Source organism: Streptomyces sp. SolWspMP-5a-2, assembly GCF_900091845.1.
Lineage (GTDB): Bacteria > Actinomycetota > Actinomycetes > Streptomycetales > Streptomycetaceae > Streptomyces > Streptomyces doudnae.
In genome coordinates this window covers 17,608-31,437 of the sequence record NZ_FMCI01000120.1, presented here as the reverse complement: position 1 = coordinate 31,437, position 13,830 = coordinate 17,608, and the positions used below count along the sequence as shown (strand labels likewise).

10 protein-coding genes and 2 tRNA genes are annotated in these 13,830 nt (G+C 73.0%); 6 read left to right on the top strand and 6 right to left on the bottom strand.

Translation table 11 applies throughout. The annotated features are described in order from the left end of the window. Positions 1-148: 148 nt before the first annotated feature. Together GA0115242_RS12075 and GA0115242_RS12070 are read left to right on the top strand one after the other, a co-directional pair. Positions 149-751, top strand: coding sequence for a class F sortase (locus tag GA0115242_RS12075; RefSeq protein WP_202555210.1), 603 nt, complete (start codon positions 149-151; stop codon positions 749-751). A gap of 103 nt (positions 752-854) precedes the next feature. Beyond that, positions 855-1,865 (top strand): glycoside hydrolase family 6 protein, encoded by a 1,011-nt coding sequence (locus tag GA0115242_RS12070; RefSeq protein ID WP_093827500.1) that lies wholly within the window; start codon positions 855-857, stop codon positions 1,863-1,865. Positions 1,866-1,925: 60 nt separating this feature from the next. On the opposite strand, the gene GA0115242_RS12065 is transcribed toward GA0115242_RS12070, so the two are convergent. The 4 genes from GA0115242_RS12065 to GA0115242_RS12050 all read right to left on the bottom strand — a co-directional run bounded on the left by GA0115242_RS12065 (position 1,926) and on the right by GA0115242_RS12050 (position 7,068). After that, complete coding sequence (locus GA0115242_RS12065; protein ID WP_093827498.1) at positions 1,926-3,863, bottom strand: kelch motif-containing protein; 1,938 nt, start codon at positions 3,861-3,863, stop codon at positions 1,926-1,928. Beyond that, positions 3,860-5,809, bottom strand: a complete 1,950-nt coding sequence (locus GA0115242_RS12060; protein ID WP_093827496.1) for a glycosyltransferase family 2 protein — start codon at positions 5,807-5,809, stop codon at positions 3,860-3,862. Before GA0115242_RS12060 ends, GA0115242_RS12065 begins: the two co-directional genes overlap by 4 nt. Positions 5,810-6,125: 316 nt before the next feature. Next, entirely contained in the window at positions 6,126-6,905 is a 780-nt protein-coding gene (locus GA0115242_RS12055) for a FadR/GntR family transcriptional regulator (protein ID WP_093827494.1), read from the bottom strand. Positions 6,906-6,994: 89 nt separating this feature from the next. Beyond that, a tRNA-Lys gene (locus GA0115242_RS12050) sits at positions 6,995-7,068 on the bottom strand. A gap of 196 nt (positions 7,069-7,264) precedes the next feature. Between GA0115242_RS12050 and GA0115242_RS12045 the strand changes: the two genes are divergently transcribed. The 4 genes from GA0115242_RS12045 to GA0115242_RS12030 all read left to right on the top strand — a co-directional run bounded on the left by GA0115242_RS12045 (position 7,265) and on the right by GA0115242_RS12030 (position 12,555). Next, on the top strand, positions 7,265-8,875 hold the full coding sequence (locus tag GA0115242_RS12045) for a peptidoglycan-binding protein (RefSeq protein ID WP_093827492.1): 1,611 nt from the start codon (positions 7,265-7,267) through the stop codon (positions 8,873-8,875). A gap of 55 nt (positions 8,876-8,930) precedes the next feature. After that, positions 8,931-10,040, top strand: a complete 1,110-nt coding sequence (locus GA0115242_RS12040) for an SPFH domain-containing protein (protein WP_093827490.1) — start codon at positions 8,931-8,933, stop codon at positions 10,038-10,040. Positions 10,041-10,181: 141 nt separating this feature from the next. Beyond that, on the top strand, positions 10,182-10,787 hold the full coding sequence (locus tag GA0115242_RS12035; protein WP_093827488.1) for a lytic polysaccharide monooxygenase auxiliary activity family 9 protein: 606 nt from the start codon (positions 10,182-10,184) through the stop codon (positions 10,785-10,787). Positions 10,788-10,899: 112 nt separating this feature from the next. Then, on the top strand, positions 10,900-12,555 hold the full coding sequence (locus GA0115242_RS12030; RefSeq protein ID WP_093827486.1) for an AMP-binding protein: 1,656 nt from the start codon (positions 10,900-10,902) through the stop codon (positions 12,553-12,555). Here the strand turns inward: GA0115242_RS12030 and GA0115242_RS12025 are convergent. Together GA0115242_RS12025 and GA0115242_RS12020 are read right to left on the bottom strand one after the other, a co-directional pair. After that, positions 12,521-12,594: transfer RNA gene (locus GA0115242_RS12025), tRNA-Lys, on the bottom strand. The two genes, GA0115242_RS12030 and GA0115242_RS12025, sit on opposite strands and share 35 nt — an antisense overlap. A gap of 146 nt (positions 12,595-12,740) precedes the next feature. After that, positions 12,741-13,508: an IclR family transcriptional regulator gene (locus tag GA0115242_RS12020; RefSeq protein ID WP_093827484.1), complete on the bottom strand. Its 768-nt coding sequence runs from the start codon at positions 13,506-13,508 to the stop codon at positions 12,741-12,743. Between the last annotated feature and the right edge of the window lie 322 nt (positions 13,509-13,830).

The following is a 13,830-nucleotide window of genomic DNA, read 5'->3' as shown; positions in this document are numbered from 1 at the left end:
GCGGCGCGCGCACCGCGCACCTCGCCTCCGCCGACGATGAGGCGCAGCAGGAGGGCCCCGGCACCGGGCACGCCGTCACCGGCCTGGTGCTCGCGGGCGTCGCGGCCACCGCGGTGACCCTGCTCGCCCGCCGCCGCCGCGGGGCGGACTGACCGTGTCCGAGCGCGGGACCGGCTCCGGCGGCCTGCTGACCGGCGTCGTCTGGGCGCTCCTGCTGCTCGGGGCCTGCCTGTCGGCGCGCGAGGCGGCCGGACCCGCGCTTCCGCCCGCGGGGGACCCGTGGACGGCGTCGAGCCCGCGCCGGGTCGACATACCCGACCTCGGGGTACGGGCCCCGGTGACCGCCCGCGGCCTCGACCCGGACGGCGCGATCGAACCGCCGCCCTACGCCCTGGCCGACTCCGTCGGCTGGTACGCGGCCGGTACCGCGCCCGGGGCGGCCGGGGTCGCGCTCCTGGTCGGCCACGTCGACACCGAGACCCGGCCCGCCGTCTTCTACCGGCTCAGCACCCTGCACCCCGGCCGGACCGTCCGGGTCGTGCGCGCCGACGGCGGGGTCGCGGAGTTCACCGTCGACGACGTCCGGGTCCAGCCCCGCGACCACTTCGACGCCCACCGGGCCTTCGGCCCGCACCGTCCGGGCCGCGCCGAACTCCGCCTGATCACCTGCGGCGGCACCTTCGACCGGGCCCGCCGCGCCTACACCGCCAACGTCGTCGTCTCCGCGTACCTGACGGGCGGCACCCGCTGAAACCCCGCCGTCCGGGCGGCCGGGGAAAGCCCCGGCGACCCCGTTCCCGCCACCGCGCGTGTGCCAGGATTGAGCCTCGAACGGTGGGGCGAGGGGGAGTGGGATGCACGGCAAGAGGGGGGCCGGGGTCCGGACGTCGGGGGCGGTGCTGGGGACGGCGCTGCTGCTCGCGGGCTGTTCCCCGGGGGACGGCGACCGGGGCGGCGCCGGTGCGCGGATCGGTCAGCGGCCCGCGGGCAGCGACCTGTTCTGGGTCAACCCGGACGGCAACGCGGCCCGGCAGGTGGCCGCCTACGAGAAGGCGGGCAAGGACGCCGAGGCCGACCAGATCCGCAAGATCGCCGAGCAGCCGACCGGCGAGTGGATCGGCCCCGAGAACCCGGAGCGGGAGGCGCGCGGCTACACCGAGGCCGCCGAGAAGGCCGACCGCACCGCGCTGCTCGTCCTCTACAACATCCCGCACCGCGACTGCGGCCAGTACTCGCAGGGCGGCGCCGCCGACGGCGACGCCTACCGGTCCTGGATCGACGGCGTCGCCAAGGGCATCGGCGACCGCCCCGCGACGGTGGTCCTGGAGCCGGACGCGCTGCTGCACCTGGTCGACGGCTGCACGCCAGAGGAGCACCACGAGGAGCGCTACGACCTGCTCGACGGCGCCGTCGCCACCCTCAAGTCCCTGAAGGCGACCAAGGTCTACGTGGACGCGGGCAACGCGGGCTGGGGCCACCCGGACCAGATCTTCGAGCCGCTGCGCCGGGCGGGCGTGTCCCGCGCCGACGGCTTCGCGGTGAACGTCTCCAACTACTACGCCACCGCCGCGTCCGTCACGTACGGCAAGGAGCTGTCGGCGAAGGTCGGCGGGAAGCCCTTCGTCGTCGACACCAGCCGCAACGGCAACGGCCCCTGGACCGGCGGCAGTCCGGACGAGCGCTGGTGCAACCCGCCGGGCCGGGCCCTGGGCGAGCCGCCGACCGCGAAGACCGGCGACCCGCTGGTGGACGCCTATCTGTGGGTCAAGCGCCCCGGCGAGTCCGACGGCACCTGCAAGGGCGGCCCGAAGGCGGGCGCCTGGTGGCCCGCCTACGCCCTGAAGCTCGCACGGGCCACCCGCTGACGCCCACCCGGACCGCGGGAGGGGCGTGCGCGGGCCGCCGTCCCTGCCGCGCCCCCGGTGTCAGGGCACCCGCACCCACTGCGCCTCGCTGGGGGTGCCCTCGCCGTCGTCGACGAAGAGCATGTACCAGCCGGACTGCACCAGGTTCCTGTTCTTCGGCACCGTCACCGTGATCCTGTCGCCGGACGTCTCGAAGTCCAGCGCGATCGACCGCTGGTCCACGTCCGTGACGTGCGTCGAGGCGCTCGGCCTGATCAGCCGCACCTTCTCCACCGACGACGCCTGCGGCGACCGGAACGTCCCCGAGGCGCCGCGCGCGATGGTCTGCGGTCCCCCCGACAGCGTCGGCCGCGTGCCCCGGTACAGGTACGGCGGGGTGTAGATCTCGATCCGCTGCTCGAACGTGCCCGGCTTGGTGTTCGCCCTGTCCGCGTAGAGCGGGTCGGAGCCGAAGAACATCACCCGCCCGTCCGGCAGCAGGATCGACCCCGAGTGGTAGTTGCGCCCCACCAGCGGGTCGGCGACCCGGTCGAAGGTGTTGCTGTCCGGGTGGTAGAGCCGCGCCTGGAGGATGTCGGAGGCACCGCGCCCCCGGTAGTCCTCGGAGCCGCCGGAGACCAGCACGGTGTCGTCGGGCAGCACCGACGCCTGCGGGTACCGGGTGCCCTTCTCCAGCGCGGGCCCGTCGGTGAACGCCGGGTCGGGGTCCCGCATGTCGATCAGCCGCGTCCTGCTGCTGGACAGCGCGGACTCGCCGACCCCGCCGCCGCCGATCACCATGTACGTCTGGTTCTGCGCGGGCGGCAGCAGCACCGTCCCCGAGGTCTCCAGCCGGTCGGCGTCGCTCAGGCCGGGCACCGTGCGGAACCTGTTGCTCTCCACGTCCCAGACGCCCGCTTCGCGCCCGACGTTGTCGGGTCCGTACCCCGCGTTCGAACCCGAGTAGAAGATCTTGCCGTTCTCCATCAGGAACAGCGCCGGGTAGGTCGGGAACTGGCGGACGGTGTCGGTGTACGTCCACTTCTTCGTCCTGGGGTCGAAGATCTCGTTCTTGCCCGGCACGAGCTGGCCGATGTCGTCGAGCCCGGAGACGCTGAGGATCCTGCCGTCGCTCAGGGTGGTGAGCGTCGGGTACCAGCGGGCCTCGTTCATCGGGTCGACCTTGATGTACTTCTCGGCGACCGGGTCGAACTCGTAGGCGTCCCTGATGCCCTGGAAGTCCTTCTTGTCGAGGGCCAGCTTCTGCGCGATGCCGTACGTGTTGCGCGCCTCGGCGCCCTTCAGCCCCTGCACCCGGTAGTTGTCCTGGGTGCCGGTCTCGTACTCGGTGCCGCGCTTCTGCGCCTCGACGTAGATCCGGCCGAGCCCCGGGTCGTTGCGCTTGAACGCGCCGGTGGCCGGGTCGAAGACCTTCGTGGCGCGCGGCACCAGGACCGGGTCCTTGGAGACGAACGTCCTGCCGTTCTCCTTGCCGGTGAACCTGGTGCCCGCGGGCAGCGTGATCGGCTCGTCCGGGTTCTCGTTGTGCACCACCATCAGGCCCCCGGCCTTGGTGACGTCACCCTTCAGCTTCTCGTACCGCTTGGTGCCGCCCGCGATCAGCAGGTTGCCGTCGGCGAGCTGGGTGTGGCCGGTGCAGAACAGGTCGGCGGGGGTCGGCACCTTCTTGACGGTGCCCTTGACCGGGTCCCAGATCCGGGTGTCGAACTTCTTCGCGTCGAAGTTCTCCTGGTTGTTGCCCGAGCCCGCGATCATCAGCACCTTGCCGGTGCGCAGCAGCGCCGCGTGGATGGTGTCCTGGCGGTACTCCTGCGGGAAGTCCACGATCTGCCAGCGGCCGTTGGCCGCCTTGTACCCGGGCTTGTCGATCTTGTACTGGTGGTATTTCTCGGTCCCGAAGCGGTAGAGCCACGGGCCGTTCATCCCGGCCAGCGCGAGCACCACCGCCGTGCCTATCGCGAGTCGGCGGGCCCGGCGACGGCCTGCACGGTCGTTCATTCGTCACGTCCCCCAAGCCCGCCCAGGGCGATCTGCATGGTCTGTTCGTCCGTCTCCCCGGCGCCTGCCGGGCCCGCCCAGGCGGGGCGCGGTGGCGCCGTCCGCTGCTGGGGCAGCGGCCGGGGGGCCTGCGGGTCGGGCGCGGGCGGGTTCTTCCCGGCCTGCCGCATGCCGTGGCGCCAGGCGAAGATCGGCGCCGCTGTGATCAGCAGGGCGAAGCACGCCCAGATGATCATGGCCGGGTGGGAGTGGCCGAGGACGAGACCGGCGACGATCGAGCCGCCGAAGACCAGGATGAAGAACAGGTGGATCCGGAACGTCCCGAAGAGCGTGTCCGGGCTCGCCGAGTCGCCCTTGGGCGTCACCACGAACGAACTCTTGCGCCGCAGCACCGCGTCCATCAGCGAACGGGCGTAGATCGGCGCCGACAGCGCCGACATCACCATGCCCGCCACACCGCCCGAACCCTCGGGCTCGTGCGGCGAGACGTTGTGGCGCCGGTTCCACACGTACAGGCCGATCTGGAGCGCGGACGCGTTGCCGTACAGCATCAGCCAGACCGTCGGGTCGATGTCCACGCCGGAGGCGCCGAGGCCCAGGAACAGCGCGCAACTCAGCGCCGCCAGAATCCAGTTGAGGGCGGACATCGGGTAGAAGATGATCATCATCGTGTAGTTGAACAGCTTGGCGGGCGGCAGCGAGTACCAGCCCTTCCAGTACTGCTTGAGGATCGTCTCGTACGTCCCGCGCGACCAGCGCAGCTGCTGGGTGAAGAAGTCGGTCCAGGCGTTGGGGCCCTCGCCCACCGCGAGCACGTCCGGGGTGTACACCGAGCGCCACTTGGCGCCGGTGGCCGGGTTGGTGGCGCGGTGCATCTCGAAGCCGGTCGCCATGTCCTCGGTGATCGAGTCGTACAGACCGCCGATCTGCTTGATCGCCGTGATCCGCACGGCGTTCGAGGTCCCCACGAACATCGGGGAGCCGTACCGGTTGCCCGCCCGCTGGATCAGCGCGTGGAAGAGGAACTGCTGCGACTCGGCGGCCTTGGTGACGAAGGTGTCGTAGTTGCCGTACACCTGCGGGCCGATGACGAAGCCGACGTCCGGGTCGCGGAAGAAGCCGAGCATCCGCTCCAGGTAGTTGGGCATCGGCACGTGGTCGGTGTCCACGGAGGCGAAGAAGTCGTAGGCGTCGCCGTGCGCGTCCAGCCAGGCGTTGTAGTTGCCGTGCTTGGTCCTGGCCCGGTGCGGGCCCTTGGCCTGGTTCCACTTCGCGACCCCCTTGCGGGAGAAGTGGTGCACACCGAGGCGGGCGCAGACGGCCTTCACGGCGTCGTCGTCGCCCTCGTCGAGCAGCCAGACGTGCATCAGACCCCGGTGGCGCAGCCGGACGGCGGCCTCCAGGGTCTTCGTGACCATCTCCAGCGGCTCCTTGCCGGGCACGAAGGAGGTGAGGAACGCCACCCGGGTGCCGGTCTCGGGCACCACCGGGACCGGGTCCCGGGCGACCAGCGTCGCGTGCGCGTTGGACAGCACGTTCATGCAGCGGAAGAACTCGATCAGACCGATCGAGACGAGCATCACGATGTCCAGCGCGGGCAGCCAGGAGAAGGCCGGGTAGTCGCGCTCGGTCCAGTGCTGGGGCTGCAGCAGCCACGCCAGCAGGACCAGGGAGAGCAGCGGGGCCGCGCCCAGCATGAGGGCGGCCCGGATCCGGTGGGGCTCCTGCGACAGCAGCGAGCGGTACTGCACCCGGTACGGCCGGGTCGGGTCCGGCTGTGTGAGGGGGCCCGCGAGCCGGCTGTAGTGCTCGTAGTCGTACTTGGGCAGTTGCTTCTTTATTCGCCGGAAGGCCCCGGTCTGGCTGTCGCGGTGGGACGGCACGCGCGACCTGCTGGTCTCTGACGGGTCGAAGTCCGGTCCGGCGCCCGTCGGCGTCGACGTCATGAATCATCCCCCCACACGCAGGTCAGCGCGTGTTCGTGGTCGTTTCCACACGTCCGCGCCGAGTCCCCCTCGACTCTTCACGGACGTGTCGGTGACAGGCCGAGATCATTGCAAAGTCTCTACCAAGGACATGCAATCGCGACCTTCCGGTTGCATGATGCCTCCCCTGGCGCCGAGTCGCGAACAGGGCCCCCTCTCCCCGCGACCCCCGGCGCCCCGCCGCGCGCCCCCAAGTACCCCCCGTCGGCGGCGGCTTGCGGCCAGGGTTCTACGCCGCCGCGCGTGACCGCAAGGCGCGAAACGCGCTGTTCACCGGTCATACCCGCTCGTGGTGCCGTCCCTGTGGCCCGGGTTCCCCGTGCCGTCGTGGTGTCCGTGGGTCCTCCTGTTCCCGGTGGCGCTCCTGGGAAGAGCGTGGCCGGGGAGCCGAGAGCCGGGAGCGAATGTTGCCGAAGTGCTCCCTTATGGCGGCCTCTGCCTGTAGTGAGTCCCCGGAGCGGACCGCGTCGAGGATGTCCCGGTGCTGCCCGCAGGTGGTCTCCGGGTCCTGCGGCGCCCCGCCCAGGTCGGTGCGCACCGTGTGGAACGCCTCCCAGAACGCCTCCAGGACCTCGCCGAGCAGGGCGTTGTCCAGCCCCCGGTAGAGCGCCGCGTGGAAGGCGCGGTCGGTCTCCGCGAGCCCGTCGCCGCCGTGCGCGGCCTGCCGTTCCATACGGGCCACGAGGGCGTCCAGTTCATCGAGGTCCCGGTCCGGCAGCTTGCCGGCCAGCCGGGAGATCAGCCCGGTCTCCAGCGCCTCCCGCAGTTCCAGGAGCTGAAGGAGGCTGTCCTCGCCCCGGTGGTGCCCGGCGACGGTGCGGAAGGCGAGGCCCTCGACCATCGGGGCCAGCGACATGGCACCCACGTAGGTGCCGAAGCCGTGCCGGATCTCCACGATGCCCATCGCCTGGAGGGCCTTGAGCGCCTCGCGCACCGAATTGCGGCTCGCGCCCAGGTGCGCCATGAGCGCGGGCTCGGTCGGCAGCGGGGCACCCGAGGGGAGCCGCCCGTCGACGATCAGCTTCTTGATCCGCTCCTGGAGCTCGCGCGCCGCCATGGCCAGAGGGTATCCGGCCAAACGGGCGCGGCCGCCTCTTCCGGACAACCGAAAGGCCCTCCGCTGCTGCGAAGGGCCTTCGTGTGTCGTGCGCCGCCAGGGACTCGAACCCCGGACCCGCTGATTAAGAGTCAGCTGCTCTAACCAACTGAGCTAGCGGCGCCTGCTGACAGCGCAACTCTACCCGACCCGCGAGGGTGCTCAGGACCGCGGGACCGCCCGGGACCCCGCTCCGGCGGGCCCGTGACCTGGGCGCGTACATCATTCGGACCGTCAACATGCGCGTCCGGAAGACAGTTGGGAAACTGATCGACGTGCACCGGCGCGAAGCTTTCGATCGGGAGTGTGAGAGGAATCGCATGGAGACTCCGGTATTCGAGGAATTCGATCCCGCGAGCGATTGCGATTGCCCCGGATGTGTTCTCGGGCGGCGTGTCCCACCGCGTTCCGCGACGGGCGGGCGGCCGGCCGCGCACCGGGCGGTGATCGTGGCGACGGCGGCCACCGCGCTGCTCGGCGCGGGCCACGCCGTCCCCGCCGTCGCCGCCGCGTACGCCCCCGGGACGCCGGGCGCCCCGGCAGTCGACGAGCCCGACACCCCGCAGGGGAGCAAGGCGCCGCTGCACGGTCCGAGCGGGCGGCCGATCAAGGGCACCGGCGTCGCGAAGGCTCCGGTGACCACGCGCGCGGAGGTCATCAACCGGGCCAAGAAATGGGTCGCCGCGCAGGTTCCGTACAGCATGGACGACTACTGGTCCGACGGTTACCGGCAGGACTGCTCGGGATTCGTGTCGATGGCCTGGAACCTGCCGGGAAACGAATGGACGGGCAGCCTCGACCAGTACGGCGTCCGTATCGGAAAGGAGGAACTCCAGCCCGGCGACATTCTGCTGTTCCACAATCCGTCGAACCCCGAGAAAGGCTCGCACGTCGTCATTTTCGGCGGCTGGACGGACTACACGCACACCGCCTACACCGCCTATGAGCAGACCCGTCCGCACACCCGCAAGCAGTCCACCCCGTACGCCTACTGGAGCAATGCGGAGCGGTACGTCCCCTACCGCTCCAAGGGGATCGCCGCGGACGCGGCGGGCGCGGCGGGCACCCCGGGGCGCCCGGCGGCCGGTACGCCGTTCCCCGGGGCGTCGTCCTTCGGCCCCGGCGCGAACAACAAGCACGTCACCGAGCTGGGCCGGATGCTCGTCGCGCGCGGCGGCGGACGCTTCTACACCTCGGGCCCCGGCCCCCGCTGGTCGGAGGCGGACCGCAGGGCGACCCAGGCGTTCCAGCTCGCCCAGGGCTGGAAGGGCGCCGACGCCGACGGGCTGCCGGGTCCGGCGACCTGGTCGCTGCTGGTCAACGGCAAGGGCAAGGACATCCCGGCACTCGGGTCCCGCCCCGCGAGCCCGTCGAGCCCCTCCAACCTGTCGACCCCGGTGAGCCCATCGAGCCCGTCCGCCCTGTCGACCCCGGCGAGCCCGTCCGGCCCGTCGGCCCCACCCGATCCGGCCGGCCTGTCGGCGTCCTCGGCGTCCTCGGCGTCTGCGCCGTCCCCGGCGGCCTCGGCACCCGCGGCGCTCCCGTCCCCGGTGGCGCCCCCGGGCCCGGCCCTCACCCCGACCCCGTCGCCGTCCCTGACCCCGTCGCCGTCCCTGACCCCGTCGCCGTCCCTGACGCCCTCGCCGTCCCTGACCCCCTCGCCCGCCGGGGCGGTCGTGAAGCGGGGCGCGGTGCCCGCCTATCCGGGTCCGGCCGCGTTCCGGCCCGGCGCCGACCACCCCGCGGTCGAGCTGCTCGGCAGACAGCTCGTGCGCAAGGGGTTCGGCGCCCACTACCCGGCCGGTCCCGGAACCCGCTGGGGCGAGCCCGACCGCCGCAACGTCGAGGCGTTCCAGCGCTCACTGGGCTGGCGGGGCCGCGCGGCGGACGGCTTCCCCGGGCCGGAGACCTGGCGCCGGCTGTTCTCCTGACCACCCTGACCGACTGTCTGTTGTGAAGCATCTGGCGCGGAGGCTGGAAGCACGCATGAGTACGACGACCACGTCACACACGCCCGAGTCGGAGGGGCCGGGGCGGCCCGCGCGGCTCATCCAGAACGAGTCCACCACCGAGATCCCCGTCCACCTCCTCTTCCGCGACGAACCCGACCCGGTCGCGGTCCCTCTCAAGCCCGCGGTGGTCAACCGCAGGCGGGGCACCGGTGAGCAGCCCCGGCTGCGCCGGGCCCGGCCCGAGCCGCGTCCCGCCCCCCGGGTCGATCCGGAGCTGGCCGAGCGCAGGGCCAGGGTGCTGCCCGGCGCGGCCGGGGTGCTCGCCGGTGCCTGCGGGGTGGCGGGCTGTGTGGCCACGTCCTGGTGGGCGGGGGTGCTGCCGCCGTCCGTGGCGGAGGCGATGGCGCTGCCCGTCCCGGCGGGCATCGGCCTCGGGCCCGCGCAGTGGGCCGCCTACGCGGGCGCCGGGCTGCTCGGCCTCTTCGGGTTCGGCGGGCTGGCCCGCGGCCGGACCGGGCGGGCCTGGGTGCTCGGCCTCTTCGGCCGCTACCGCGGGACCGTGCGCAGGACCGGCCTGATGTGGGTGAACCCGCTGCTGCTGCGCCGCCGGGTGGACGTGCGGCTGCGGCACTGGCGCAGCGAGGTGATGCCGGCCACCGACCGCAGCGGGGTCGCGCTGCGGGTCGTCGTCCTGGTGGTGTGGCGGGTGCGGGACACCGCGCGGGCCGTGCTGGGGGTCGAGGACCACGAGGGTTATCTGCGCGAGTGCGTGGAGGCGGCGCTGGTGCGGGTGCCGATGGCGGTGCCCGGCGGCGGCAAGGGCGCGGTCGAGGCGGCGGGGGAGGCGCTGACCCGGCTGGTGGCGGCGGAGGTGGCGCCGGTCGGGGTGGAGGTGTTCGCGGTGCACCCGGTGCGGGTGGAGTACGCGCCCGAGGTCGCCGCGGCGATGAACCGGCGGCGGATCGCCGCGCTGGACGCCCAGCACCGGGCGAGCGTGCTGACGTCGGTGGTCGACTCGGTGGAGGACACGGTGACCCGGCTGACCGTGCGGGGTCTGGTGGAGCTGGACGACTACGAGCGCAAGGCGCTGGTGAAGGACCTGACGGTGGCGTTCTGCGCGGGCCGGGACGGGAACGGGCCGTGAGCGGCGGAGCGCCGGGGAGTGCCGTGTAGGGCATGGACATGACTTCGTTATAGACAGCGTCAACGGTCGGCAATAACCTGGGACTTGGTCTAGACCTGCACGCCTCACTGAACATCCCCCACGTTCTCCAGGAGCGGCAGTATGCGTAGAAGGACCAAGATGTCAGCGGCCGTGGTCGGCCTCGCCACCGCGGGAGCCGTCGTGCTCTCCTCCGGCGGCGCCAGCGGCCACGGCTACACCGACCTCCCGATCAGCAGGCAGAAGCTCTGCCAGAACGGCACCGTCGCCAACTGCGGCAACATCCAGTGGGAGCCGCAGAGCGTCGAGGGCCCCAAGGGCTTCCCCGCCGCGGGACCGGCCGACGGGCAGCTGTGCTCGGGCAACAACACGCCCTTCGCCCAGCTCGACAGCCCCAAGACCCCCTCCGGCGGCGCCTGGCCCACCACCAAGGTGACGGGCGGTCAGAGCTACACCTTCCGCTGGCAGTTCACCGCCATGCACGCCACCACCGACTTCAAGTACTACGTCACCAAGGCGGGCTGGAACCAGAACCACAACCTGGCCAGGTCCGACCTCAACACCACCCCGTTCCTGACGGTGCCGTACAACGGCCAGCGTCCCCCGGCCACCCTCTCCCACAGCGGCACCCTGCCGTCCGGGCTGAGCGGCCACCACGTCATCCTCGCCGTGTGGACGATCGCCGACACGGCCAACGCGTTCTACGCCTGCTCCGACGTCACCTTCTGACCCGGACCCCGGCAGGGGGCCCGTGCGCGCCGGGAGGCTCAGTTCCGGCGCGCACGGGCGCCGCCGTCACACCCCTCCACATCTGATGCCACGTCAACTACCGTGCGCGCTCATGGAGTCCACCGCACGCACGGTCGCGGAACTGGTCGCCCGGCGATGGCACGACCACCGGCCGGGCCTGTGGTGGGAGGACGGCAGCCTCACCCACCACCAGGTCGCCGAGGGCGCCGCAGCCCGCGCCGCGCTCCTGGCCGACCTGCTGCCGCCCGGCGCCGAACCCCATGTGGGCGTGCTCCTCGACAACACCCCCGAGTTCCCCCTGTGGCTGAGCGCCGCCGCCCTCGCGGCCGCCGCCGTCGCCGGGATCAACCCCACCCGCAGGGGCCCCGAACTCGCCCGCGACATCCTGCACACCGAGTGCCCCCTCCTGATCACCTCGCCCTCCCGGCTGCCCCTCCTGACCGGCCTCGACCTGCCCGGCGTCCGCGTCCTGGTCACCGGCACCGAGGAGTACGACGCCCTCCTCGCGCCCTACGCCGACGCCGTCCCCGACCCCGCCCGCGCCACCCCGGCCGACCGGCTGCTGCTCTGCTTCACCTCCGGGTCCACCGGCGCGCCCAAGGCCGCCCTCTGCTCGCAGGGACGGCTGGCCGCCGCCGGACGCACGCTCGCCGACCGGTTCGCGGTCCGCGCCGACGACGTCCACTACGTCTGCATGCCGATGTTCCACGGCAACGCGGTGATCGCCGACTGGGCACCGGCCCTCGCGGCGGGCGCGGGCGTGGCGCTGCGCGCACGGTTCTCGTCGACCCGGTTCCTCCCCGACGTCCGGACCTACCGGGCGACGTACTTCACCTACGTCGGACGGGCCGTGCAGTACCTGCTGGCGACCGAGGAGCGGCCCGACGACCGGGACCACCCGCTGCGCGTCGGCTTCGGGACCGAGGCGGGCGCGGTGGACGCGGCGGCCTTCGCGCGCCGCTTCGGGGTGCGCCTGGTGGAGGGGTACGGCTCCTCGGAGGGCGGCGCGGCCGTGCAGTGGACGCCGGGCACCCCGGCCGGCGCGGTCGGCCCCGCGGGACCCGGACTCGCCGTCCTCGACCCGGAGACCGGCGCCGAGTGCCCGCCCGCCGACCTCGACCCGGCCGGACGGCTGCGCAACGGCGACCAGGCCATCGGTGAGCTGGTCAACCGCGGCCCGAACCCCTTCGAGGGGTACTGGCGCAACCCCGCGGCCGAGGCCGAGCGGCGCCGCGACGGCCTCTACTGGACCGGCGACCTCTTCTACCGCGACCGGGACGGCTACCTCTACTTCGCGGGCCGCGCCGACGACAGGCTCCGCGTCGACAGCGAGAACCTCGCCGCCGCCATGATCGAGAACATCCTCGCCCGCTACCCGGGGGCCGAGGCCGTCGCCGTCTACGCGGTCCCCGACCCGGTCACCGGCGACCAGGTGATGGCGGCCCTCGCCGGGGACTTCGCGCCGGACGCCTTCGCCGCCTTCCTCGCCGCCCAGCCCGACCTCGGCACCAAGATGGCACCCCGGTTCGTGCGGGTCGTCCCGCGGATGCCGGTGACCGCCACCAACAAGATCCACCGGGCCCTGCTGCGCCGCGAGGGCGTCCGCTGCGCCGACCCGGTGTGGTGGCGCCCGCCGGGGGAGCGGGCCTACCGGGTGCTGACCCCCGAGGACGCCGAAGGGCCCCTCGTCGCGACGAGGGGCCCTTCTTCGGTGCGCCGCCAGGGACTCGAACCCCGGACCCGCTGATTAAGAGTCAGCTGCTCTAACCAACTGAGCTAGCGGCGCGTGACTCCCGCCTCCCGCACTCGGCGGGCGGCGACAGGAAAAATACTACCCGGTCCCCGGGGGTGCTCAGGACCATCCCGGCGGCCCGTGCGACCCGGCCCGGCGGACCGCAGGGACACCCGGTCGCGGTGGGTCGGCCGACCCGGTCAGTACGGCCTGATCGCCAGCGAGAGCAGCAGTCCGGCCGCGCCCCGGTTCAGGGTCTGGGCGGCCTCCCGCAGCCGGTGCGCGTCCTCCACGGGCAGCGAGAGGCCGAGCGAACCCACCGACGAACCCGCCGTGAGCGGGACCGCCGCGCAGACCGTGCCCACCGCGTACTCCTGGAGGTCGAGGTGCGGCACCGTCGGCGGCTGCGCCGCGAGACGGGAGAGCAGCAGCGCGTCACTGGTGATGGTGCGCGAGGTCAGCCGGGCCGGGCGGTGCCGGGCGAGGTGGTCCCGGCGGGCCTCGTGGTCGAGCTGCCCCAGCAGGCTCTTGCCGACGGCGGTGGCGTGCGCGGAGAAGCGGAAGTCGACCCACTCGTTGACCGCGGGGGTCGCCGGGCCGTCCGCGTACTGGGTGACCTTCACCTCGCCGTCGACGTACCGGGTCAGGTAGACGGCCGCGCCCACCGAGTCCCGCAGCCGGTCCAGGGTGCGCTGGAGGTCGTCGCGCACCGCCTCCGACCTGCCCTGGGCCGCGCCCAGCCGGGTGAAGGAGGCGCCGGTGACATAGGCGCCGTCGGCGACCTGCTCGACGTACCCCTCCCGGCGCAGCATCCGCACCAGGTCGACCACCCGCTCCGGGCCGAGGCCGGTGTGCCGGGCCAGCTCGGGCTCGGTGACCCCGCAGGCGTGCCGGGCCACCGTCTCCAGCACGCGCAGGGCGTCCTGGGCCGAGTGGTACGGCGCGGTCGGCTCGTTCTTCAGCGCCACGGTCTCCCCCTGCTGTCGCTGGGTGGCCTTGCCGGTGGGGCGTGGTCGGGACGGCGGTCCCCTCCACGATAACCGGCAAGCGGCCGGGAACGAGCGGAGGTTGGCGTATTTCCGGCACTCCGCCACCTCCGCCACCGCGCCCGCCACCCCATGGCGCCCGCCGTCACACGGCGTCCGCCATCCCTCCGCATCCCCGGGCCGGGCTGGGCTGGGCTGGCTGGGCTGGTTGGGCTGGGTCGGGCCGGGTCGGGCCGGGTCGGGCTGGGCCGGGTCGGGCCGGATCGGGGCTGCGGACCGGACCCGCCCGCTCCGTGCCCGCCCC